We start from the raw sequence: 23,425 nt of genomic DNA on the forward strand, positions 1-23,425 counted from the left end.
CAGAACGGCCCGCGTGAAATTGTGGCCCCGGATACACGTCGATCCGTCTGTGTCAACCCCTGATTCGGCATCGCTATGCCCCTGACCTGCACCGTTGATATCGGACGTGGTATTCTGGGTAAATCGAAAGGGGCACTTGTCACATGATTTTCAAGGTCGGAGACACCGTCGTTTACCCCCATCACGGAGCGGCGCTGATCGAAGCGATAGAGACACGCACCATCAAGGGTGAACCGAGAGAGTATCTGGTTCTCAAGGTCGCGCAAGGCGACCTCACCGTTCGAGTCCCCGCGGACAACGCGGAGTACGTGGGCGTTCGCGACGTCGTCGGGCAAGAAGGTCTCGACAAAGTCTTCCAGGTGCTGCGCGCACCGCACACCGAAGAGCCCACCAACTGGTCTCGCCGCTACAAGGCGAACCTGGAGAAGCTGGCCTCCGGTGACGTGAACAAGGTAGCCGAGGTCGTCCGCGATCTCTGGCGACGCGAACAGGATCGTGGACTGTCGGCAGGCGAGAAGCGCATGCTCGCCAAGGCGCGTCAGATTCTGGTCGGCGAGTTGGCACTGGCCGAAGGAACCGACCAGGCCAAGGCCGACACCATGCTCGACGAAGTTCTCGCCACAGCTTCGTAGTGTGAACAGCTTCGTAGAGTGAACGGTGCTGCCGGCGACGTAGTCGCGCTGGTACCCGCTGCAGGCAAAGGCCTTCGGCTCGGACACGACGAGCCGAAGGCATTCGTCTGTCTGGGTACCGACTCTCTTCTGACGCGGTCCGTCGACGGACTTCGGGCTTCGGGTGCCGTCGATCGCATCGTCGTCGTAGTCCCCGCGGATCTTCTCGACGTGGCTCGCAGCCACGTGGGTGCCGATGTCCTCGTCGTAGCGGGTGGCGTCGAGCGCACCGATTCCGTGCGAGCCGGTCTCGCTGCCGTCGGTGACGCGTCCATCGTGTTGGTCCACGACGCCGCGCGTGCCCTCACTCCACCGACGCTGATCGCCCGCGTCGTGGCCGAGGTGCGCGCCGGCCGCCCCGCCGTGATTCCGGTTCTTTCGGTCGTCGACACCATCAAGTCGGTCGACCTCATGGGCGCGGTGGTCGGCACACCCGATCGCGCGAGTCTGCGAGCGGTACAGACACCACAGGGCTTCGACGCCGACGTCCTGCGTCGTGCGTACGACGCGGCCACCGACGTCTCCACCGACGACGCGGGTTTGGTCGAGCGCATCGGCGAAACGGTGCACACCATCGTCGGCGACGCCCTCGCATTCAAGATCACCACACCACACGATCTGTTACTGGCACAGGCCCTGCTGTGAGAGGCGCGCTATGAGAGTCGGCATCGGCACCGACGTGCATCCGATCGCTCCCGGCCGACCCTGCTGGCTGGCCGGGTTGCTGTTCGAGGACGCGGACGGACTCGAGGGACATTCCGATGGTGACGTCGCTTCCCACGCTCTGTGCGACGCGTTGCTGTCCGCAGCAGGTCTCGGCGACCTCGGCTCGGTCTTCGGCACCGGCCGTCCGGAATGGGATGGGGTCAGCGGAGCTGCCATGTTGACCGAGGTCAAGCGGCTGCTCGACGCGGACGGATTCGCGATCGGCAACGCTGCGGTACAGATCATCGGCAACAGGCCCAAGATCGGACCGCGTCGCGTCGAGGCGCAGGAGGTTCTTTCGCGCGTGCTCGGTGCACCGGTATCGGTGTCTGCGACCACCACCGACGGGCTCGGCCTGACCGGTCGCGGTGAAGGAATTGCCGCCATCGCGACCGCACTTGTCATGACGGGGTAAAACCACCGGTAGCATTGCTGGTCGTGACCCTTCACCTACACGACACCGAGACGAGGGCCTTGCGGGAATTCACCCCCTTGGTCCCTGGCCATGCATCGGTGTACCTGTGTGGGGCGACGGTGCAGGGTGAACCCCACATCGGTCATGTGCGCAGTGGCGTCGCATTCGACGTGTTGCGGCGGTGGTTGCTGGCGCACGATTACGACGTCGCCTTCGTCCGCAACGTCACCGATATCGACGACAAGATCCTCAACAAGGCACGCGATGCAGGCCGTCCGTGGTGGGAGTGGGCCGCGACCTACGAGCGGTCCTTCACCTGGGCGTACGACCGACTCGGGGTACTTCCGCCGTCGGCCGAGCCGCGCGCCACCGGGCACATCACCCAGATGGTCCAGATGATCGAGCGCCTGATCGAACGCGGCCACGCTTACGCCGACGAGTGCGGCGACGTCTACTTCGACGTGCAGAGCTTCCCGAGTTACGGCGCGCTGTCCGGCCACAAGCTCGACGACGTGCACCAGGGCGAGAGCGTCGCCGAGGGCAAGCGTGATCCCCGCGATTTCACGCTGTGGAAGGGTGCCAAGCCCGGCGAGCCGTCGTGGCCGACGCCGTGGGGCCCGGGTCGCCCGGGTTGGCACCTCGAATGCTCGGCAATGGCGGAGACATACCTCGGCGCGGATTTCGACATCCACTGCGGCGGGCTCGATCTGGTGTTCCCGCATCACGAGAACGAGCGCGCGCAGTCGATGGCGGCCGGTGACGGCTTCTCGCGGTACTGGCTGCACAACGGGTGGGTGACGATGGGCGGCGAGAAGATGTCGAAGTCTCTCGGTAACGTTCTCTCGGTACCCAATGTGCTCAAAAAGGTTCGGCCGCAAGAGCTTCGGTTCTACCTCGGTGGCGCACACTACCGGTCGATGCTCGAGTACTCCGACACCGCGCTCGAGACCGCGGCCGTGACGTATCGGGGCATCGAGGGGTTCGTCCGGCGAGCCGTCGAACGTGCCGGTGAGGTACCGATGGGCAAGTGGACCACAGGATTTGCCGCGGCACTCGACGACGACCTCGGGGTTCCCAAGGCGTTGGCCGAGATTCACGCCACCGTCACGTTGGGTAACACCGCGCTCGAATCCGGTGACCTACCGGCCGCGGTGGAGCACGCAGGCAGTGTGCGGGCGATGCTGGACATACTCGGTGTCGATCCACTCGATCCACACTGGGCCAGCGACAGTGGTTCCGACGCAGCCGCTCTCGGTGCGCTCGGCGTATTGGTCGAGGCAGAGCTGGAGCGTCGAGCAACGGCGAAGGCGACCAAGGACTGGGCCGCCGCAGACGAGATACGCGATCGATTGGCCGAGGCCGGAGTCGACGTGACAGATACACCCAACGGGCCCGAATGGTCGTTGGGTACGAGCAAGACCGACGAAGCAGGTTTGTGATGGCAGGCAATTCGAGTAGGCGCGGCGCAATCCGCAAGGACGGCACCAAGAAGGGGCAGGTCGCCGGTTCCGGAGGCAAGCGTCGTAAGGGCCTCGAAGGACGAGGTGCGACGCCTCCCGCCTCCGAGCGCACCAAGCATCCCGCGGCGCGCCGGGCGAAGCTCGCCGAGAAGTCCGCGCAGAACCGCGGCGGCACCACCGGTGGCCGCGCAGGCAGCAGGCCGGCCGGACGTAAGGCCGAAGACGGCCCCGAGGTGGTACTCGGTCGCAACCCCGTCGTCGAGTGCCTGCGCGCAGGTGTGCCCGCGACGGCCCTGTGGGTTGCTGTCGGGACCGACAGCGACGACCGGCTCAAGGAAGCCGTCCAGCGAGCGGGCGACGCGCGCATCTCCATCCTCGAGGTGCCTCGCTCCGATCTGGACAAGCTCAGCGCCAACGGACTGCACCAGGGCCTCGCGCTGCAGGTACCGCCGTATCGTTATGCGCATCCCGACGACTTGATCTCGAACGCGCGCACGCACCAGGAACCTGCGCTGCTCGTTGCGCTCGACAACATCACCGATCCACGCAACCTGGGCGCCGTGGTGCGTTCGGTGGCGGCGTTCGGTGGCCACGGCGTCGTGATCCCGCAGCGGCGCAGTGCGAGTGTGTCCGCAGTGGCCTGGCGCACCAGTGCCGGCGCTGCTGCTCGGCTGCCCATCGCGCGAGCAGTGAATCTGACTCGTACGCTGAAGGATTGGCAGTCCAAGGGCGTCACCGTTGTCGGCCTCGATGCCGGCGGCGACACCGAACTCGACACCTTCGACGGCAAGGGTCCGGTCGTCATCGTCGTCGGATCCGAGGGCAAGGGCCTCTCGCGTCTGGTCAGCGAGACCTGCGATCACATCCTGTCGATCCCGATGGCGGGGCCGGTGGAATCGCTCAACGCCTCCGTCGCGGCAGGCGTCGTATTGGCCGACATCGCCCGGCAACGCCGCGGGTAGACCTAGGTTCTGATGCGGGCGGCGGTGTCGTGCATCGCCGGGACGACGGTGTCGATCATGTCCGTCGGGGTGTAGTTCCTCGCGTGCAGTGACGTGTTCAGTGCTGCCACGACGGTGCCGTTGCTGTTGCGCAAAGGTACTGCCGCAGCGCGCATTCCGACGTCCAGTTCGTCGACGACCTCCGACCATCCGGCGCTGCGTACCCGAGTGATCTCGGCGCGCAGTGCGTCTCGATCGACGAGCGTGCGCGGGGTCAGGGCTTCGATGGGGGCGTCGGCGAAGTATCGTTCGAGCTCGCTCTCGGGGAGGGCTGCGAGCAGCACTCGACCCGAAGACGTTGCGTGCGCCGGGAATCGAGTGCCCAACGTGATGACGACCCGCAACATGCGCGACGACGGAACGCGCGCGACGTAGACGATGTCGAATCCGTCGAGGATGGCCACCGAAGTAGTCTCGCCCAATTGTCTTGCGAGCGCTTCGATGTGGGGTTCGGCCAGGCGGGGAAGGTCCATTCCCGACAGGAACGAGAAGCCCAGATTCATCACTCGCGGGGTGAGGGTGAACTGACGGCCGTCCTGGCGGACGAATCCCAATTCCGCGAGCGTCAGTAGCAGTCGGCGAGCCGTTGCTCGGGTGACTCCGACGGCCTCGGCGACCTCGGTGAGCGTGCGGGCCGGATGCGCGTCGTCGAAGCACTGCAGCACGCTCAGGCCGCGTTCGAGTGACTGCACGAACCAGGCGGGGCGTTGGTCGTCGGGGGCGATCTCGGCCGTCATGGTTCGAGTCTGCCTCATCGCCCTGTTCGCGCTGCATCACACCGCTCCGTGCTTGTGGTGTTGACCACAAAGCCTGCCTCTGGTTACAGTTGTGCGAATAACAAACAACTGTGCGCGATGCGCACAAAACCGAAGGGTCGACAAGTGAACGTTGACGTCGCAGTCGCGGACGGATCCAGAGCACGGAAAGCTGCCATCGGCAGCTTCGTCGGTGCCGTGGTCGAGTGGTACGACTTCCTGCTGTACGGCATCATCGCCGCGTTGGTGTTCAACTCCCAGTTCTTCCCGAGCGTCTCGCCCGCGGTCGGCGTGATGGCGGCGTTCGCCACCTTCGGTGTCGGCTTCCTCTTCCGGCCCCTCGGCGGCATCTTTTTCGGCCACTTCGGTGACCGCCTCGGACGCAAGCGCATGCTGATCTGGACGATGCTGCTGATGGGCGTCGCAACCGCGTTGATCGGCCTGGTTCCCAACTTCGAGTCGATCGGTTGGTTCGCACCGCTGCTGCTGGTGCTGTTGCGCGCCATCCAGGGCTTCGCAGTCGGCGGTGAATGGGGTGGTGCATCCCTGATGGCTGTCGAGAGCGCGCCGGCGAAGAAGAAGGCGTTCTACAGCAGTGGCGTTCAGGTCGGCTACTCCGTCGGTCTCATCCTCGCCACCGGCGCGGTCACCATCATGAGCAACCTGCTCAGCGACGACGCATTCACCAGCTGGGGCTGGCGAGTACCGTTCCTGGCCAGCGCCGTCCTCGTACTGTTCGGCCTGTGGATCCGGTCCGGTGTCGAGGAATCGCCCGTGTTCGAGCAGGCGGTCGAGGAGAGCGGCGAGAAGAAGAAGCTGCCGGTCATCCAGGCGATCACCGAGCACCCCGGCTCGTTCCTCAAGATCATCGCGCTGCGTATGGCAGAGCTGTTCACCATGTACATCGTCACCACGTTCGCGCTGAGCTACACCGTCAACGAACTCGGCTACGAGCGTCAGTTCATGCTCAACGTCGCGCTGCTCGTCGGCGGCATCGGCATCCTGAGCATCCCGACCTACGCGGCAATCGCCGACCGCTTCGGCCGCAAGCCGATCTTCGTCACCGGTGCCGTCGTCGGCGCACTGGCAGCCGTCCCCTTCTTCCTGTCCCTGCAGGCCGCCTCGGTGGTCGCCATCGTGATCCTCGCCGTCATCCTGGTCAACGTCTCGCACGACATGGTGGTCTCGGTGCAGCAGCCCCTGTTCACCGAGATGTTCGGCCCCGAACTTCGCTACAGCGGAGCCGGTGTGGGCTATCAGGTCGCCAGCGCGATCGCCGGTGGCTTCACCCCGTTCATCGCAGCGGCGCTGGTCAGCTGGAACGACGGCTCGTGGCACTACGTCGCGGCGTACCTGGCTCTGGGATGCGTCATCTCGGCCGTGGTCGCAGCACTGATGAAGAACATGGGCTCCTCGGATGTCACCTCCATCTCCGATCAGGCCGCCCCTGCAGCAGAAGCCGTTGTTGCAGAGCGTGTCTCGAAGTCGGTATGAGCTCACTGACTCTGGTCGGTTCGCACGCGTCCACCGCGATGTCGCCTGCGCTGTGGACGCGTGCGTTCGAGATCGCCGAGGTGTCGTCCAGCTACGACGCCTGGGAGGTCGCCGATGTTGCCGACCTACCCGACGTCGAGAGTGCCCTCCGCGGCGGGCGTACCGATGCTGCGAATGTGACGATGCCCTGGAAGCATTGGGCTGCAACGGTTGCCGACGAGGCGCATCCGGATGTGACGGTCTCCGGAGTGGCGAATCTGCTGTTCCTGCGTTCGGGTGCGCTGTTCGCCATGAACACCGACATCGCGGCAGTACGAGCGGCAACCTCGGGACGTACCTTCGGCTCCGCGCTGCTGCTCGGAGCCGGTGGCGCCGCGCACGCCGCCGCCTTCGCGCTACAGGGCCGCATCGACAGGCTGGTGATCTCGGACGTCGACCGGAGCTCGGCGGCCGGGCTCGTCGCCGAGCTCGACGGGTACAACGGGTCGGCCTCGGTTGTCGACTGGTCGGATCGGGCAGTGGATCTGGACTCCTACGACCTGGTGATCAACGCGACGCCGATCGGCCGTGACGGCTCCGAGGACCAACTCGCTTGGGGATCAGGTGAACTGGCACCGTCGGCTACGGTGTACGACTTCGTGTACGCCGACACGCGCAATGCCGCCGAGGCCTATACCGCGGACCGCGGAATCGATCTGATCGATGGCTGGACGCACCTGTTCCACCAGGCCGACGCCATGGTTCGCCCGCTCGGACTACCCGAACGCATGTCCGATGCCCTGCGGCGCAGCATTCGGGAGGTCTGCCCAGCTTCGGCCGGAATCAACCGATAGCGCGAAAGTGCACCCGACTGCCGGGGGTCAGCTGCGCGGCGGCGGACACATCGCCCGCGGTGACTACGGCGATCACCGGATAGCCGCCGGTGATCGGATGGTCGGCGAGAAACAGTACCGGCTGACCGGACGGCGGAACCTGTAGCGAACCGAGAACCATTCCTTCGCTGGACAATTCGTCGTCGATCGCGCGGGTCAAGGGTTCGGCACCGTCCAGCCTGATCCCGACGCGATCCGAATCCTGCGTCACGGTCCACGGCTGCTCGAGCAGTAGCGATCGAGCGCGCTCGGTGAACCAGTTCTCGCGCGGCCCGAAGCTGACACCCAGTGCGTCGGGTTGGGCGCGTGCTGGTGCGAAATCTGCAGCGGGCCAGCACGACTTGTCGTTGCCGACAGGCAGGGCGGTGCCGGGGGTCAGGACGGCCGGGCCGATGCCCGACATCGTGTCTGTCGAGCGACTGCCCAGGACAACGGGCACGTCGATCCCGCCCCGTACGGCGAGGTAGCTGCGCAGACCCCAGGTCGGCGCGGACAGTTCCAGTTCCTGCCCCGCTCGTATCACCAGTGTCGAATACAGACCCTGCTCCGTGCCGTCGACGCGGCAGGTCACGTGCGCACCGGTGACGGCGACGAGAGCGTCGAACTCGGCCCGTAGCGTCAGTCCGCCGAAGGTCACTTCCAGTGTTGCGGCATCGGAAGTGTTGCCCACCAGGCGGTTCGCGGCATCGTGCGAGAGCACGTCCGCGGCACCGGAGCGGCCGACGCCGATCGACGCGTGCCCCGGGCGGCCACGATCCTGCACGGTGCACTGCGGCCCCGTCCGCAGCACGGTCAAGGCCCTCATGCTTGCTCGAATCGGGCGGTGATGCCGGGGCGTAGCAGTGCGGGTGGATCGCGGTCGAGGTTCCACAATTGTGCGTCCGTGCGCCCGATGAGCTGCCAGCCGCCGGGGGAGGAGCGTGGGTAGATGCCCGAGAACTCGCCCGCCAGCCCCACCGAACCAACCGGAACGCTGGTACGCGGCGACGTGCGCCGCGGGACGTGCAGTCGGGTGTCGGTGCCGACGAGGTAGCCGAACCCGGGGGCGAAACCGCCGAACGCGACTGTCCATGTCTGATCGAGATGTGCCGCAACGACTTCGGTGGTGGACAAGTCGGTCAGGCGGGCCACCTCGTCGAGATCTTCGCCGTCGTAGACCACCGGGATCGTGACGGTGTCGGATCCTGCTTCCGTCCCCTCGACGGTTGGCTGTACCGACGAGATCCACTGCAGCACGGGCCCCGGCGGTCCGTCGAACGTCACCAACACAGTGCGGGCGGCCGGAACCAGATCCACGACTGGAGGCGGCGGATCGGCCGCCAGCGCCCGGTAGTACGCCATCGTCTCGTCCAGCCCGTCGAATTCGACGAGTGTTGCACTCCTGCCGGCCGAGTGGATACGCATCAGACGAAGGCAGTGATGTCGATGTGATTGGCGCGCAGCAGCTCCGAGACAGCGCCGGCCATTGCGACTGCGCCTGGGGAGTCGCCGTGCAAGCAGATCGAGTCGGCCCGGACGTCGATGCGCGAACTGTCCATCGCTCGGACGGTGCCGTCGGTGACCATGGTCAACACTCGCTGGGCCACGGCGTCGGGGTCCGAGAGCACCGCGCCGGGCTCCGAGCGCGAGACGAGCGTGCCCTGCGGTGTGTAGGCGCGGTCGGCGAAAGCCTCTGCGACAGTGCGCAGTCCAGCTCGTTCCGCCTCCTGGAGGAAGACCGAACCGGGGAGCCCGAGGACCGGCAGGGTCGCGTCGTACGAGGTGACGGCGTCGACCACGGCCCGCGCCTGCTCACGGTGATGCACGATCGCGTTGTACAGCGCCCCATGCGGTTTGACGTAGGCAATGGCAGAGCCGGCAACCTGGGCCAGGGCATCGAGTGCGCCCATCTGGTAGATCACGTCGGCGGTGAGGTCGGCGGGGGAGACGTCGAGAAAGCGTCGGCCGAACCCGGCGAGGTCGTGGTAGCCGACCTGCGCTCCGATCCGCACGGCTGCTCGAGCTGCAGAACGGCACGTCCGCAACAGAGTGGTGGGATCACCGGCGTGAAAGCCGCACGCAACGTTGGCACTCGACACGACGGCGAGCATGGCGTCGTCGTCGCCGAGAGTCCATGCGCCGTAGCTTTCGCCGAGATCGGCGTTGAGATCGATGGCCGTCACGCTGCACATCCTAGGCGGCGACGAGCCGTCCGGAATTGGCCTTGCGCGTCGCACCCACAGCGCGGCAGAGGAGGTAGATGACGAACGAGATGGTCGTGACGAACGTCGAGACGGGAAGTCCGGGAGCGAGGGAGAGCAGGATGCCTCCGACGGCGGCGATCTCGGCGAACAGGATGGACAGCAGCGTCGCCTTGAGCGGACTGGCCGTGACCCGCGCGGCAGCCGCGGCGGGAGTGATGAGAAGCGAGAGCACCAGTAGGGCTCCGACTATCTGGACGCCCAGTGCACACGCCACCCCGACGAGAACGGCGAACACGACCGAGAGCGCGCGGACGGGGACGCCGCGGGCCAGCGCCACCTCGGGATCGGTACTGGCGAACAGCAGCGGCCGGTAGACCACCGCGAGCACGATCAAGACCAACACCGCGCACACCAGCAGCAGCTGGATTCCGCTCTGCCCGACGCCGACGATCTGGCCGATGAGCAGCGAGAAGCTGGTGCCGGTTCGGCCCGGGTAGAGCCAGATGAACAGCACCGACAGGCCGAGCCCGAAGGACATGATGACGCCGATGACCGAGTCGCGGTCGCGGGCTTTGTTGCCGAGCAGTGCGAACATCACCGCCGCGACGACCGAACCGACGATGGCACCGAGACCGACGGTGATGCCGACGAGCAGGGCTGCGGATGCACCGGTGAGCGAGAGTTCGCTGGATCCGTGCACCGCGAAAGCCCACTGGCGGCTGACGATCAACGGCCCGAGTGCGCCTGCGAGCAGCCCGAGAATCGCTGCCGCGATCAGTGCCTGCTGCACGAAGTCGTAGGTCAGCAGGTTGGCGGTGGTGTCGAAGTCGAGCATCTTCGAGAATGCCTCGAGAACCTTCTCGTTCATGCCTTGTCTTCTCTGTCGTGCGGCACGGGTGGATGGTGGGCGCCCGCCGAGCCGAGCGCATCGATCGAGTCGCCTGTCCCGACGACCACGAGTCGGCCGCGGACTTTCAGCACCTCGACCTCGGTGCCGTAGAGCTCGGACAACACCTGGGTGGTCATGACCTCCTCGGGAGTTCCGATGCGGAACCGGCCGTCGACTATGTAGACGATGCGGTCGACGAGCGGGAGGATCGGGTTGATCTCGTGAGTGACGAACAGGACGGCTGTCTCGTGCTCACGCCGTCGACGATCGATGAGGCTCGAGACCAGTGACTGGTTGGCGAGGTCCAGGCTGAGCAGGGGCTCGTCGCACAACAGGACCGAGGGGTCCCCGACGAGTGCCTGGGCAATGCGCAGTCGCTGCTGCTCCCCGCCCGACATCGAGCCGACCGGCGCGCCCGCGAAGGAGTTGGCGTCGACCTGATCGATCGCTCGCTGCACCGTTTCCTTGCGCTGTCGCATGCCGCGCAATCCCATGCCCCATTTGTGGCCGTCCCAACCCAGGCCGACGAGATCGCGTCCGCGCAGCGGCAGATCGTCGTCGATGTTGCGTTGCTGGGGGACGTAGCCGACTCCGGACTGGCCGCGATGGACGGGATTACCGTCGATCGCGGCCGTGCCGGACGTGAGCTGATTCTGGCCGAGCAACACCTTGAGCAGCGACGTCTTACCCGACCCGTTGGGGCCGAGAACGGCAACGAACTCGCCCTTTTCGACCGTCAGGTCCAGGTTCTGCCACAGCGTGCGCTCGCCGAACGCCAGTCCGGCATCGCGCAGTTCTACAGCAGGCATGTACTACAGCTTTCCATCACGCCGGTTCGGGTCAGGAGGCGGTGGTGAGGGCGGCCCGAAGATCCGTCGCAGCCTTGGTCTGCCACTCGATGTACGTCATGCCTGCGGGCAGTGTTTCGGTGACCTCGACGACGGGGATGCCGGCGGCCTCGCTGGTCGAGCGAATGTCCTGGGTGACGGCATCCTCGGTCTGAATGTTGTAGACCAACGCGCGAACGGACTTGGAGGTGAACAGATCTCGCGTCGCGGCAATGGAGGCGGGCGAAGGATCGTTGCCTTCCTCGATGGAGTCCTTGAAGTCCTCGGGGGTGCGATCGTCGAGTCCCGACTCCTCGATGAGGTAGTGCGCGATCGGTTCGGTCTGTGCCACCGGCGCATTCGGGAAATCGGCGGCAATCTGCGCGGTCACGTCGGTGATGGCGTGGACCTGCTCGTGGAACGCCTCGGCGTTGGCGGTGTACTGCGCGGCGTTGTCGGGATCGAGCTGACCGAGCTTGTCGGCGATCTCCTCGGCGGTGTGCGCTGCCACCTCGGCGTTGTACCAAACGTGTTCGTTGACCTCGCTGTGTGAATGACCGTCGTCCGTCGTCGGTTCGGCAGTTGCATCGGAGGTGGGCTCGGAGTCGTGATCGTGGCTGTCGTCGAGCAGGGTGAAAGCGTCGACGGACGGCACATCCTTGCCCTCGGAGCCGAGGATGTCCTCGATGAACTGGTCGTAGCCACCGCCGTTGTAGACCACGAGCGACGACTCGGAGACGGCAGCCGCGTCGGCCGGGCTCGCCTCGTAGGAATGCGGGTCCGCGGAGGGATCGGAGATGATCGACGTCACTGTCGCGAGGTCACCGGCAACCGCCTCGGCGACGCTTCCCCAGACGTTGGTGGACGCGACGATCGTGATCGGCCCGTCGACGGGGGTGGCGGGGGCGGACTCGGTGCTCGCGGGATCGCTGGAGCTGCATGCGCTCAAAGTGAGGGCTGCGGCGCAGCTCAGGCCCAGTGCGGCCATGAGCTTGGTCCTGGACGCGCGATGGATGGACGACATCGATGTACTCCTGATGGGCAATGCTTGACGCTAATGGAAACCGTTACCGTTGTACTCTAGCGCTCGTCGGGGCTCCCGATCGAATCGGACGACGGCGACCTCGAATTTCTCCGGAGTGCGTTGTGGGACTAACGTCCCGGTAATGGTCAGGTCGAGCGAACCGCGACGTCAAGCGACGTTGGCGTCGATTGCTGCCGAGCTGAAGGTATCGCGCACCACCGTCTCGAACGCCTACAACCGACCGGATCAGCTCTCTCCCGAACTGCGCGAACGCGTACTGCAGGCGGCCAAACGCCGCGGCTACGCCGGCCCCGACCCGGTTGCCCGATCGCTGCGCACCCGCAAGGCCGGTGCCATCGGGCTGCTCCTCACCGAGGCCCTGAGCTACTCCTTCCGCGACCCGGCCGCCATGAGCTTCCTCGCAGGCCTCGCCGAATCCTGCGAGGCCGCGGGGCAAGGCCTACTGCTGATTCCCGCCGGTGCCGAACGCGACGACGTCCAGGCCGCTGCCGTGGTGCAGCAGGCGGGAGTCGACGGATTCGTCGTGTACTCCGTCGCCGACGACGACCCCTACCTCGCTGCCGTGCGCGAACGCCACCTGCCGATCGTCGTCTGCGACCAGCCCCGCAACATCCCCGAGGCCGCCCTCGTCGCCATCGACGACCGTGTCGCCATGAAAATGCTTGCCGCACATCTCATCTCGCTCGGGCACGAGCATCTCGCCGTGCTGTGCATGCGGCTCGGACGCGACCGCCGCGATGGCGTCGTACCCCCGGGGCGGCTGGCGGACAGTCATTTCCACGTCCAACGCGAACGCATCGCCGGAGTGCAGGCCGCGATGATCGACGCCGGACTCGATCCCGACACCCTCACCGTCGTAGAGCGCTTCGACCACACCGTTCGCTCCGGCCACTCCGCCGCGGCCCAAGCGCTGCAAGCCAATCGCGAAACCACGGCGTTGCTCTGCACCACCGACGTCATCGCGCTCGGTGCACTCAACTTCGCGAGGGTCTCCGGAATCGATGTGCCGAGCCAACTCTCGGTGACCGGATTCGACGGCATCTCCGACGCCATCCGCGAGAACCTCACCACCGTGCGCCAGGACGCCGAGGAAAAAGGCCGTCGAGCCGGGAAACTGGTGCTCTCGTCCTCGCACTCGGGCATCGTCGCCGCCGAAACACTGCCGACCGAACTCTTCCGCGGACGAACCGCGGGACCTCCGCCGGAGCAACCGCCCGCTATCGCCTGACCTCTGCCCTCGCCCGTTCGCCCGCCCCCACCTACCCTCCCAGTTCGCGTCAATGGACCACTGCACGGCTCAGACGTATGCAATGTGCCATTCACGCAGCAGACCCCAGTGGGTGAATGAACCATTGCACGGTTTAGACGTATGCAGTGGTCCATTGACGCGGAGCGGGGGCGGGGGTCAGGCAGGCTGAGCGCTGAGCAATCGCGCGCAACGCAGCAGACCCAGGTGGCTGTAGGCCTGAGGATGGTTGCCGAGCGATCGTTCGGCGATGGGATCGTATTCCTCACTGAGCAGTCCGGTGGGGCCTGCGGCACTGACCAGTTGGGCGAACAAGGCCTCGGCTTCGGCGCGCTGTCCCACCAACAGGTATGCCTCGACGAGCCAGGCGGCGCAGAGGTGGAATCCGCCTTCGCCGCCGGGGAGTCCGTCGTCGTGGCGGTAGCGGTAGACGGTCGATCCACTTCGCAGTTCGGCCTCGGTGGCGGTGACGGTGGCGGCGAAGCGGGGGTCGGCCGGATCGATCAGCCCGGACAGGCCGATGTACAACGTTGCGGCGTCGAGGTCGGTGCCGTCGTAGGCGGCGGTGAAGGACTGCACCTCGTCGTTCCAGCCATTGGCGAGCACTTCCTCGCGGATGGTCTCGCGCAGTGGTGCCCAGCTCGATTCGGCTGTGCGACCGAAGGTTTCGGCCAGACCGATGGCGCGATCGACGGTGATCCACCCCATCACCTTCGAGTAGACGTGGTGGCGGGGATTGTCGCGGATCTCCCAGATGCCGTGATCGGGCTCGAACCAACGTCGCTCGACGGCTTCGACCATGGCGCAGACGAGTTCCCAGTCGTCGTCGGAGAGGCCGTTCTCCGAACCTGCGGCCTTACGTGCGTGTGCGAGGGCGGACACCAATTCGACGATGGGGCCGAAGACGTCCAGCTGAACCTGTTGGTTGGCAGCATTTCCCACGCGCACCGGACGTGAACCGGCGTAGCCGGGCAGCTCGTCGATGACGGCCTCGGGTGGAAGTCCGAGGCCCCAGATCGTGTACAGCGGGTGTAGACGCTCGGGGCCGGACACCGATTCCAGTACTCCGTGGATCCAGGACAGGTAGTTCTCGGCTTCGGCCACCGATCCCACGTCCACCAGTGCGGTCGCGGTGAGTGCAGCGTCACGCAACCAGCAGTAGCGGTAATCCCAGTTACGCACTCCGCCGATATCTTCGGGCAGTGAAGTGGTGGCGGCCGCCATGATCGAACCGGACTCGGCGTGCACCAGGCCGCGCAGAGTCAGTGCCGATCGCTTCATCAGATCGCGCTTGAGCGGCGGCAGGTCCAGGCCGTCGGCCCAGTCCTTCCAGTAGGCCTCCGATGCGCGACGACGCTCGACCTCGGCCCAGGGGTGCTCGCTCAGATCGTCTGTGCCAAGCCGCAATTCGAGAACGATCGGCCCGTTCGAGGGATCGACCTCTGCATGCGCTGTCTGCTGAGACCCGTCGGAGACGATGTTCCAGGTGACGCCGGGGCTACGCAGCACCATCGGGTCGGCCGTGCCGAGAATGCGCAGGCCGTCGGCGTCGGGTTCCAGTGATGCCCACGCTTTTCCGAATTCCGGACGCGGCGCGAACGTCACCACGGCGGTGGCTTTGCCGGTGATGACGCGGGTCAACGCGGTCTGGCCCTGGCCGATGTCGTGTGGCAGGTAGTCGGTGACCTGCAGGCTGGCCCACTTGGTCTGCACCGTCATGGTGCCGTCCACGTACTGCTGGCTCAGCGGCAACGATGCACGGGTGGGTCCGACACTGAAGTGACCGGCCTGATCGCCGCCGAGCAGATGTGCGAACACCGCTGCCGAATCGGGCTCGGGGTGACACAGCCAGGTGACATCTGCATCGGGGGTCAGCAGCGCAACGGCATTGGGGCTTGCCAGCATCGTCAGGCGCTCGATGCGCGGGGCGTCTGCACCCGAGAGCCACTGCCGACGCTCTTCCAACAGGAACGCCAGGGCGAGCGCGACCTGTTCGGTGCTGTCGATACGGAACTCCGCGAGGCTGTCTCCCGGCCCGATCTTGACCCCGATATCGGGGCCGTGCAGGTGGCTGAAGGCCTTCTCGTCGGTGACGTCGTCGCCGAAAAAGACTGCAGCAGTGGCTGCTTCCTGATGGCGAAGGATGTCGAGCGCGACGCCCTTGTCGGTGACGATGACCGCGAGCTCGATGACGGACTTGCCTTCGGTGACCTGAACGCCGTCCCGTGCTGCCGCGCCGGAACGCACGGCCGCGAGCGCCTCGTCACCGGCGGCGGTCTCTGCGTTGCGCACGTGCAGCGCGACGCTGGCCGGCTTGGTTTCGATACTGACGCCGGGATGGGCGTCGGCGATGGCCTGCAGTTCGCCGGTGATGACGGTGAGGAGCTTCTTGGCGTCGTCGTCGATGGCGTTGACGAACCCGGCGTCGAACTCGCTGCCGTGACTGCCCACCAGCTGCACCTCGGACGGCAGCCGAGAGAGGATCGCGAGATCGCGGAGGGCGCGCCCGGAGATGACGGCGGCATTGGTGCCGGCCAGTGAGGCGAGCCCGCGCATGGCGCTCACCGACTCGGGATGTGGGAACGCCTTCTGGGGGTCGGAGACGATCGGTGCCATGGTGCCGTCGTAATCGGACGCGACGAGCAGACGCGGAGTCCGAGCTACTCCAACGAGTGCGCGGCGTAGTTCGAGCGGCAATTCGAGAGCAGTCACCCGTCGAATCTAGGCGATGAACCCCGCCTCGGCGTACCTGGCTTTGTGCGCTCGGTGTATCACTGCTGGTCGGGCACCAGACCGGGCGACGGCGTCACACCCGAGGCTGCCGACATCGATGCGGCGGACTTGGTGACGATGGCCAACATGGCTCGCTGTGCGGCGTCGGCGTCGCCGGACTGGATCGACGAGGCGACCACCCCGTGCAGACGGATCGCCTCCGGGTCTGCCTGCCTCGACATCAGGGCGTGTCGGGTGCGTCCGGCGAGCACCTCGACCACGATGTCGGACATCGACCGCAACATCGGATTGCCCGACGCGGCGAGCAGCGTCCGATGAAAGTTGCAATCGTGTTCGAGATACGCCTCGGAGTCGGCTGCGCGGGACGTCGACGACATCCCGATGACGGCGGCTGTCAATGCGCCGCACTGCTCGGGCGTCGCTCGGTGAGCTGCCAGTTTGGCTGCCAAAGGCTCTATGCCCGAACGCAATTCGCTGAGCAGTAGTAGTTGTTCGGCGCGAGCGGGCCCGGCCAGCTGCCAGCGGATCACCACCGGATCCAGGGAGTTCCAATTCTCGGAACCCTGCACGGTGATCCCGACGCGCCGCCGCACGGTGAGCAACCCCAGCGACTCGAGAACCCGGACCACTTCCCGTACGACCGTCCGCGAGACGGTGAACCGCACGGCGACGTCGTCGGCCGAGATTCGGGTTCCGCCCGGGATCGCGCCGCTGACGATGTCGCGACCGAGCTCGTCGAGCACCGAATCGTGCAGTTGGCGGAAATCGCTGGTCTCGGTCATGTCCGATCGATCGTCCCACGGGTGGCCCGGTTTCTCGCGTCTGTCCGATCCGAACGAGCTCGATGCAGCAGTATCGAGGGATGGCATCGCAGACGACAGGCAGAGCGCATCATCCGGTTCTCGTGGTGATGGGAGTGTCCGGATCGGGCAAGTCCACGGTGGCGGGCATCCTCGCCGGGGCGTTGAAATGGGACCTACAGGAGGGCGACGACCTGCACCCGGACGCCAACGTGGCGAAGATGGCGTCCGGGCAGCCGTTGACCGACGAGGACAGGTGGCCGTGGCTCGACGTGATCGCGGAGTGGATCACCGACCACACCACGACGGGCCGATCCGGGATCGTGACGTGCTCGGCGCTCAAACGGTCGTATCGGGACGTGCTCAGTGCCGCGTCGAGGGAGGGTGCGGAGGTGATCTTCGTTCATCTGGCCGGAACCAAGGATCGGATCAGCGGACGCCTCAATGCCCGGATGGACCACTTCATGCCCTCCTCGTTGCTCGACACCCAGATCTCGACACTCGAGCCGCTCGGTGAGGACGAGAACGCCATCGTCGTCGACATCGGCCCGCCTCCGACGAAGATCGCCGAACAGGTCCTCGTCGAGCTCGAAAAGCGGGCAGGGATGTCGGAGAGCCATTGACGGTCTGGTTTCAAGCAAGCGCGCTTGCTTTTAAGTACTACGAATGAACGAAGGAGCTTGTAAAAGTACGACGAATGAGGGAAGGTGAGCTTGTTCACTTTTCAGTGAGGAGACAGCTCATGGTGCGAGGCGCACCCGCCAGGCCGGTCCAACTTCCCGTCCCCAACGCAGATGTGTGGGACTGGCAACTCGACGGCCTGTGTCGTGGACTTGACTCGTCCGTGTTCTTCCACCCCGAGGGTGAACGAGGCCGCGCCCGCTCCTCGCGAGAAAAGGCCGCCAAGGAGGTCTGCGGTCGCTGCCCGGTCCTCGACCAATGCCGCAGGCATGCACTCGAAGCGAACGAGCCATATGGAGTGTGGGGCGGAATGTCGGCGCACGACCGCGCCGATGTCTACCGCGGAGCCGTCCGTACCGCTTGATCCTGCTGTACCGAAACTTGTCGGTGGTCTCGTGTTTCATGACGACCCATGAACAAGGTCCTGCGTGCGACGCTCGTCAGTGCGGTCGTCATCACCACCGTCATCGGAATCGCGTCCTTCGTGCTCAGCTTCGCCGCACTGTGGGATCTCGCCACGATGGCAGGCGTCCCGCGCTCGCTGTCATGGCTGTGGCCGGTGATCGTCGACGGCACCATTCTCCAAGCGACCATCTCCGTGATCGCGCTCGCCCAGTTCGAGGATCAACGCAGTGGCCGACGCTTCTTCTGGGGTGTGTTGATCACCGCGGCCCTGGTCAGTATCGGCGCAAATGCCATGCACGCCTTCATATCCGACGCCGGCACACTGCATCCCGCTCTGTCGGCGGCCATCGCGACCGTCGCCCCGGTGAGTCTGTTGGCCGCAACCCACGGACTCGGCATCCTCGTTCGGGTACCGGCGGAACTGCCGAAGACCGTCGACATCGCCGACGACGAAAAACCTGCAACCGACGAGTGGGCTTTCGTCCCGCGAGCCGAACCCGTGACACCTGCGCCCGAACTCCCCACACCCGAGATACCGGCACCCGGGCCGACAGAGCGCGCCGAGAAGCCGGTCCGCATCGAGCAACCCGTGCCTGAACCAGCGGTGGCATCGGTGCGCGTCGTCGAACCTCTCGACGAAGTCGATCGCTGGATTCTCGACGAAGAACGGGTGGACGATCTCTATCCCGTCGACGCCCCGTGACACCCGGTGGCACCATCGAAGGATGAGTCCACAATTGCCGAGATCCGTAGTTCCGGAGAAGCCGAAGCCCGGCCAGGAATCCGTCTGGGATTACCCCCGTCCGCCGAGCCTCGAGTCCTCGAACCGTTCGCTCGTCGTTCGACTCGGAGGAGAGGTGGTCGCCCGCACCACCGCCGCCTACCGCGTACTCGAGACGAGCCATCCGCCCACCTGGTACATCTCGCCGGCTGACGTCGTTCCGGGCGCGTTGACCAAGTCGGCAGCGCGCTCGACGCACTGCGAGTGGAAGGGTGCGGCAACGTACTGGGACGTCCACGGCGGAGATGCCGTCGCAGAGGCAGCCGGATGGAGTTACGAGAACCCCACGCCGCGGTTCGCCGCGATCGCGGGCTACCTGGCGTTCTCGCCGAGCCGTCTCCAGTGCGAAATCGATGGAGAAGCGGTCCGACCCCAGGAAGGCGGTTTCTACGAGGGCTGGATCACCGACGACGTCGTCGGCCCGTTCAAGGGAATTCCGGGCTCCTACGGCTGGTGACGATTCACTCCGCGGGCAATTCGGCGCGGGCGATGATCTGAATCGAACTCGCCGCACCGGGGTCGCTGCCGGTCACCAGCACGTTCCCGGTGCGCGGATCGACCGCGACGGAATTGGCCTGTATCACCGTCGGGACGTCACCCAGAATTCGCGGAGCAGTGGGATCCGACACGTCGACCACCCGCAGGAGGTTCGACGCGGTCAACGTCACGAACAGCAGTTGTCGGTCGGTGTCCACAGCGAGCCCGTACGGGTTGCCGGGTGCGTCTATCGACGCGATCTGGCGAATGCCCCCAGCAGCGTCGACCGATGTGAGCAGGACTGCTCCGCCGTCGGTGTCGGCGAATCCGGCCGTCGTCTCGTTCACCGTCACAGCGTGCGTGAGCTTGACGCCGATCGGGGCCTGCACCACCTCGCGTTGTGTCGCGCCTTCGTAGACCCACACGCCGTTGCCCTGAACGTCCGCTACGGCTGCGTACGGCCCGAGAGCTGCGACTCCACCGGGTTGGACGGGGCCCGGCGGTAGCTCCGACAGCACCGAGCCGTCGCGCAGGAAGATCACTCCGCCACCCATTTCGTTGGTGGCCACGATCGTGCCGTCGGAGGTCGAGACGGCATCGTGCGGCTGACGGCCCACACCGGTGGCGGTCGACAGGATCGCGCCGTCGTCGAGTGAGACCTCGACCAGCTCGTCGCTGCCTTCGAGCGGTGCCAGCACCGGGCCGTCGGGGCCGGCGAGCGAGAGATGCCGTGGTGCTCCGGTCGTCTGGACCATTTGCCGCACGACACCTGTCGCCGCGTCGAACAACACCACACCGTCGGGCTCTCGGACCGCTGCGGCAGCGATCCCGGATGTCCCGACCACAACACCTTCGGGAGCGCCCGGTAGTGCGACGACGGTGCCGATCGGGTCGGCCGAATCCGGAGCCTGTGCGGGCTCGGCCGCCGGAGTCGTTGCCGGAGTGGACGGTTCGGTAGGGGATTCGGCGGCGGAGCATCCGGCCACCAGCACACAGGCTGTTGCCACCGCAACCAGGCGCGCCCTCATCGGCGGTACTGCTCGAAGTGCAGGGCGTCGTCGAGGGGACGCCGAGAGCGCCAACCGAAACGCTCCAGATCCGGCACCTCCTGGAACGACTCGACCGGGCCGACGCACAGCCAAGCGATGGGACGGACCGGAGCGGGGATATCGAGCAACTCGGTGAGGTACGCCTCGTCGTAGAACGAGACCCAGCCGACGCCGACGTTCTCGGCAATCGCTGCCAGCCAGAGGTTCTCGATCGCGAGCACAGCAGAGAACAATCCGGTGTCGTCGACGGTGTCGCGGCCCAGGACGTGCCGTCCTCCGCGGTTCGGATCGTAGGTGACCACCACTCCGGTCCCGCTTGTTTCGATCCCCTCGATCCGAATGGGGTCGAACGTCTTTCGGCGTTCGGCATCGAGCTTGTCGGCGAAGTCCTGTCGGCAGCCCGCGACGTGGGCGGCGAATGCGCTCAAAGTGTCGGGCTTGCGGACCACGACGAAGTCCCAGGGCTGGGTGTTGCCGACGCTCGGGGCCTGATGCGCGGCACCGAGGATGCGGCGCAGCGTGTCGTCGTCGACGACGGTTCCGTCGAACTCGGCACGGACATCGCGTCGAGATCGAATCGCAGCGTACACCGACAGGGCTGCCTCGGTCATGGTATCCGTTCTCCTGTAACAGTTTTCAAGCGAGTGTTCAGTTCGGCGACGAGGGCGGGCAGTAGATCCGATGAGGTGGGTCTGCCGAGGTGGTACCCCTGGGCACGCCCGCATCGCAGTTCGCGTAGCGCGGTCATCGTCATCTCGTCCTCCACGCCCTCTGCAGTCACCGACAACCCCAGCGTACGGGCGAGCTCGACGGTCGATCGTACGATCGCGGCGTGCGCGGGATCGTGGGCCATCCCGCCGACGAAGGCTCGATCCATCTTGAGCTCCTGCACCGGTAACCGTTCGATGTAGGCGAGCGAACTGTAGCCCGTGCCGTAGTCGTCGATGGCGACCTGTACGCCCATCGCATGCAGAATCGACAGCATCTCGGTTGCACCCACAGGATCGGTCATGGCCGAGGTCTCTGTCACTTCCAGTGTCAATCGTTCTGCAGGGCAGTGGAATTCACTCAACGCGGTGCGTACCTGCGCGATCAGGGTGTCGTCGAACAGGTTGCGGGTCGAGATGTTGACGGCCATCTGTAGATCCAGTCCGTCCATTGCCCAGAGGCTGCGTTGGGCGAGCGCACGGGTGAGCACGTAGCTCGTCAGCGGCCGGATCAGCCCGGTCCGTTCGGCGGTGGGTAGAAATGCGCTGGGTGCAAGCAGCATCCCGTTCGGATGATGCCACCGCAGCAATGCCTCCACGCCGACGACAGTCATCGACTCGAGATCGACCTGGGGTTGATACAGCAGTTCCAGCTGGTCGGATTCGAGTGCGGTGGTCAACTCGCCGAGCATGATCAGTTGCGCGCTCGTGTCGCGGTCCATGGACCGGTCGTAGAACGCGACGCGCGACTGCGTCGCCTTCGCGGCCTGCACGGCGAGATCGGCACGCTGCACCAGGCGATCCGGGGTGGCCTCGTCCTCGCCCTCGGCGATGGGAAGGCTGAACGCCACCCCCACACTCGCCTCGATCAGCAGCGTCATGGTGCCCACATCGAACGGGGCGGCGAACCGGCGCTGAATCTCGTGAGCCAGCGCGGTCGGGTTCATCGAATCCGCCGTCCCGCACAGTGCGAACTCGTCACCTGCCAAGCGCGCCAACATGATCGAATCGTCGACGACACCCCGCAGTCTGTCGGCGACCGCCACGAGAACCTGATCGCCCAGGCCGCGTCCGAACGTGTCGTTGATTTCTTTGAATCGGTCGATGTCGACAGTCAGCAAGGTTGTGTCGCCCGCGTTCTGCCAAATTCTGTGTTCCAGGGCGCGAAGGTTGGCGAGACCGGTGAGGTGGTCGGTGTCGGCGGCGGCGCGGAGCCGCACGGTTTGCGTGTGGAGCAAGCGCAGCAGATCGGTGATGCGGTATATCACCAGAATCACCAACGCCGATGCACAGAGCAGAACTGCCCAGCCCCATTGCGCGATCGGCTCGTCGCGAATCACCTCGATGAACATGACCGTCGGAGCCGTCAGGGTGGCAGCGGTCAAGACGACGACCGTAGGGGTGGTGAACGACGCCATCAGGTGTGCTTCGGGTTCGATGTTCGGGCTCGTTATTCGCCGCATGGACGGATGCAGGGCCGCGACGCCGATGAGGACGTACGACATGGTCCACCCGACGTCGATCAGTGAGCGCTCCGACGACGGCTCCGAAACGATCGAAAAATTGTTGACGATATCGGTGACGACCAGCAGCAATACTCCCGCCGTCAGGAACCGGTACGACAGAGTGCGCCATTGTCGTGAGCCGACGAAGTGGGCCAGTAACCCGAGTAGAAAGATGTCCATGGCGGGGTACGCCACGTCGACCAGGCCTGCTGTCCCCGAAACAGCGTCGTCGCCGAGCGTCGGCTGCACGGCGAACACCCAGGTGAGCAATCCGAACGCGACCATGACGATGGCGCTGTTGGCGACGTGACCGCGCTCGCTCGCTCGCCATTTGTGCCGGACCAGCAGAAACAGACCGAACCCGTAGATCGGGTAGGCCGTCAGATAGACCGCGTCGGCGAGCGAGGGTTCGGGAACGCTGCCCCGCGTGACATCGATCCACTCGAACACGATGTCGCCGACGACCCAGAGCCCGGTGCCCAGCGCGATGGTCAACCACGCAGTGCGATTGGTCGGACGGTGCATCCTGGTGCCGATCACGGTGGCCGCAACAGCGGACGCACCGACGAGCACGAAGATCGACTGTGCCGCGGCGATGCTGGGAACTGCGAAGTAGGCGACGCAGCCGAGTACGCCGAGGGCTGCGTACCACCGCCACCAGGCCGTCACGATTCTCTCCAGCCGTTCACGCCGATCCGACGACATCAACAATGGCACACTCGGT

Annotated in this window: 24 protein-coding genes; 12 read left to right on the top strand and 12 right to left on the bottom strand. The window is 65.8% G+C overall.

Annotated elements, in window-relative coordinates; genetic code table 11:
• Positions 1-143: 143 nt before the first annotated feature.
• Genes CH305_RS12605 through rlmB form a run of 5 tightly spaced genes read left to right on the top strand, consistent with a single transcriptional unit; the run spans position 144 to position 4,213 of the window.
• Complete coding sequence (locus tag CH305_RS12605; protein WP_027494344.1) at positions 144-632, top strand: CarD family transcriptional regulator; 489 nt, start codon at positions 144-146, stop codon at positions 630-632.
• Between the two features lie 18 nt (positions 633-650).
• A complete protein-coding gene (gene ispD, locus CH305_RS12610) occupies positions 651-1,316 on the top strand; it encodes a 2-C-methyl-D-erythritol 4-phosphate cytidylyltransferase (RefSeq protein WP_037148985.1) in 666 nt (221 codons plus the stop codon).
• Positions 1,317-1,326: 10 nt separating this feature from the next.
• Positions 1,327-1,791: a 2-C-methyl-D-erythritol 2,4-cyclodiphosphate synthase gene (gene ispF, locus CH305_RS12615; protein WP_032380146.1), complete on the top strand. Its 465-nt coding sequence runs from the start codon at positions 1,327-1,329 to the stop codon at positions 1,789-1,791.
• A 23-nt stretch (positions 1,792-1,814) separates the two neighbouring features.
• On the top strand, positions 1,815-3,230 hold the full coding sequence (gene cysS, locus CH305_RS12620) for a cysteine--tRNA ligase (RefSeq protein WP_094703988.1): 1,416 nt from the start codon (positions 1,815-1,817) through the stop codon (positions 3,228-3,230).
• Positions 3,230-4,213 (top strand): 23S rRNA (guanosine(2251)-2'-O)-methyltransferase RlmB, encoded by a 984-nt coding sequence (rlmB, locus tag CH305_RS12625; protein ID WP_032380147.1) that lies wholly within the window; start codon positions 3,230-3,232, stop codon positions 4,211-4,213. The genes cysS and rlmB overlap by 1 nt, the downstream gene beginning before the upstream one ends.
• Before the next feature lie 2 nt (positions 4,214-4,215).
• Here the strand turns inward: rlmB and CH305_RS12630 are convergent, their stop codons facing one another.
• The gene (locus CH305_RS12630; RefSeq protein WP_094703875.1) at positions 4,216-4,989 is read right to left on the bottom strand and encodes an IclR family transcriptional regulator C-terminal domain-containing protein; all 774 of its coding nucleotides are present in this window, start codon (positions 4,987-4,989) and stop codon (positions 4,216-4,218) included.
• Between the two features lie 117 nt (positions 4,990-5,106).
• Between CH305_RS12630 and shiA the strand changes: the two genes are divergently transcribed.
• On the top strand, positions 5,107-6,501 hold the full coding sequence (shiA, locus tag CH305_RS12635; RefSeq protein WP_094609381.1) for a shikimate transporter: 1,395 nt from the start codon (positions 5,107-5,109) through the stop codon (positions 6,499-6,501).
• Entirely contained in the window at positions 6,498-7,334 is an 837-nt protein-coding gene (locus CH305_RS12640; protein ID WP_179278277.1) for a shikimate dehydrogenase, read from the top strand. The genes shiA and CH305_RS12640 overlap by 4 nt, the downstream gene beginning before the upstream one ends.
• On the opposite strand, the gene CH305_RS12645 is transcribed toward CH305_RS12640, so the two are convergent.
• Genes CH305_RS12645 through CH305_RS12670 form a run of 6 tightly spaced genes read right to left on the bottom strand, consistent with a single transcriptional unit; the run spans position 7,324 to position 12,296 of the window.
• The gene (locus CH305_RS12645) at positions 7,324-8,178 is read right to left on the bottom strand and encodes a biotin-dependent carboxyltransferase family protein (RefSeq protein WP_094703876.1); all 855 of its coding nucleotides are present in this window, start codon (positions 8,176-8,178) and stop codon (positions 7,324-7,326) included. The two genes, CH305_RS12640 and CH305_RS12645, sit on opposite strands and share 11 nt — an antisense overlap.
• Positions 8,175-8,777, bottom strand: coding sequence for a 5-oxoprolinase subunit PxpB (pxpB, locus tag CH305_RS12650; RefSeq protein ID WP_037148976.1), 603 nt, complete (start codon positions 8,775-8,777; stop codon positions 8,175-8,177). The genes CH305_RS12645 and pxpB overlap by 4 nt, the downstream gene beginning before the upstream one ends.
• On the bottom strand, positions 8,777-9,535 hold the full coding sequence (locus tag CH305_RS12655) for a LamB/YcsF family protein (RefSeq protein WP_094703990.1): 759 nt from the start codon (positions 9,533-9,535) through the stop codon (positions 8,777-8,779). The genes pxpB and CH305_RS12655 overlap by 1 nt, the downstream gene beginning before the upstream one ends.
• A 10-nt stretch (positions 9,536-9,545) precedes the next feature.
• Complete coding sequence (locus CH305_RS12660) at positions 9,546-10,424, bottom strand: metal ABC transporter permease (RefSeq protein ID WP_032401506.1); 879 nt, start codon at positions 10,422-10,424, stop codon at positions 9,546-9,548.
• On the bottom strand, positions 10,421-11,254 hold the full coding sequence (locus CH305_RS12665) for a metal ABC transporter ATP-binding protein (RefSeq protein ID WP_094703877.1): 834 nt from the start codon (positions 11,252-11,254) through the stop codon (positions 10,421-10,423). Before CH305_RS12665 ends, CH305_RS12660 begins: the two co-directional genes overlap by 4 nt.
• A gap of 31 nt (positions 11,255-11,285) precedes the next feature.
• The gene (locus CH305_RS12670) at positions 11,286-12,296 is read right to left on the bottom strand and encodes a metal ABC transporter solute-binding protein, Zn/Mn family (protein WP_052077370.1); all 1,011 of its coding nucleotides are present in this window, start codon (positions 12,294-12,296) and stop codon (positions 11,286-11,288) included.
• Between the two features lie 142 nt (positions 12,297-12,438).
• On the opposite strand from CH305_RS12670, the gene CH305_RS12675 reads away from it, so the two are divergent.
• Positions 12,439-13,545, top strand: coding sequence for a LacI family DNA-binding transcriptional regulator (locus tag CH305_RS12675; RefSeq protein ID WP_032380155.1), 1,107 nt, complete (start codon positions 12,439-12,441; stop codon positions 13,543-13,545).
• Positions 13,546-13,722: 177 nt separating this feature from the next.
• Here the strand turns inward: CH305_RS12675 and otsB are convergent, their stop codons facing one another.
• Both otsB and CH305_RS12685 read right to left on the bottom strand, forming a co-directional pair.
• A complete protein-coding gene (gene otsB / locus CH305_RS12680; protein ID WP_032401509.1) occupies positions 13,723-16,275 on the bottom strand; it encodes a trehalose-phosphatase in 2,553 nt (850 codons plus the stop codon).
• A 59-nt stretch (positions 16,276-16,334) separates the two neighbouring features.
• Positions 16,335-17,078 carry a FadR/GntR family transcriptional regulator gene (locus CH305_RS12685; protein WP_094609386.1) on the bottom strand — a complete coding sequence of 248 codons (744 nt, stop codon included), beginning with the start codon at positions 17,076-17,078 and terminating at the stop codon, positions 16,335-16,337.
• An 80-nt stretch (positions 17,079-17,158) separates the two neighbouring features.
• Between CH305_RS12685 and CH305_RS12690 the strand changes: the two genes are divergently transcribed.
• From CH305_RS12690 to CH305_RS12705, 4 genes are all read left to right on the top strand, one after another.
• A complete protein-coding gene (locus tag CH305_RS12690) occupies positions 17,159-17,719 on the top strand; it encodes a gluconokinase (protein ID WP_032401511.1) in 561 nt (186 codons plus the stop codon).
• Between the two features lie 119 nt (positions 17,720-17,838).
• Positions 17,839-18,141 (top strand): WhiB family transcriptional regulator, encoded by a 303-nt coding sequence (locus CH305_RS12695; protein WP_094703991.1) that lies wholly within the window; start codon positions 17,839-17,841, stop codon positions 18,139-18,141.
• 48 nt (positions 18,142-18,189) lie between these two features.
• On the top strand, positions 18,190-18,885 hold the full coding sequence (locus tag CH305_RS12700) for a DUF2637 domain-containing protein (RefSeq protein ID WP_094703878.1): 696 nt from the start codon (positions 18,190-18,192) through the stop codon (positions 18,883-18,885).
• 22 nt (positions 18,886-18,907) lie between these two features.
• Positions 18,908-19,420, top strand: coding sequence for a DUF427 domain-containing protein (locus tag CH305_RS12705; protein ID WP_094703879.1), 513 nt, complete (start codon positions 18,908-18,910; stop codon positions 19,418-19,420).
• Positions 19,421-19,424: 4 nt separating this feature from the next.
• Here the strand turns inward: CH305_RS12705 and CH305_RS12710 are convergent, their stop codons facing one another.
• From CH305_RS12710 to CH305_RS12720, 3 genes are read right to left on the bottom strand one after another with little or no spacing between them, the layout of a single operon-like run.
• Positions 19,425-20,468, bottom strand: coding sequence for a hypothetical protein (locus CH305_RS12710; protein WP_094703880.1), 1,044 nt, complete (start codon positions 20,466-20,468; stop codon positions 19,425-19,427).
• Complete coding sequence (bluB, locus tag CH305_RS12715; RefSeq protein ID WP_170944735.1) at positions 20,465-21,085, bottom strand: 5,6-dimethylbenzimidazole synthase; 621 nt, start codon at positions 21,083-21,085, stop codon at positions 20,465-20,467. The genes CH305_RS12710 and bluB overlap by 4 nt, the downstream gene beginning before the upstream one ends.
• An 11-nt stretch (positions 21,086-21,096) precedes the next feature.
• Entirely contained in the window at positions 21,097-23,370 is a 2,274-nt protein-coding gene (locus CH305_RS12720; RefSeq protein WP_256983716.1) for a bifunctional diguanylate cyclase/phosphodiesterase, read from the bottom strand.
• Positions 23,371-23,425: the final 55 nt, after the last annotated feature.

Source organism: Rhodococcus sp. 15-649-2-2, assembly GCF_002258645.1.
Lineage (GTDB): Bacteria > Actinomycetota > Actinomycetes > Mycobacteriales > Mycobacteriaceae > Rhodococcoides.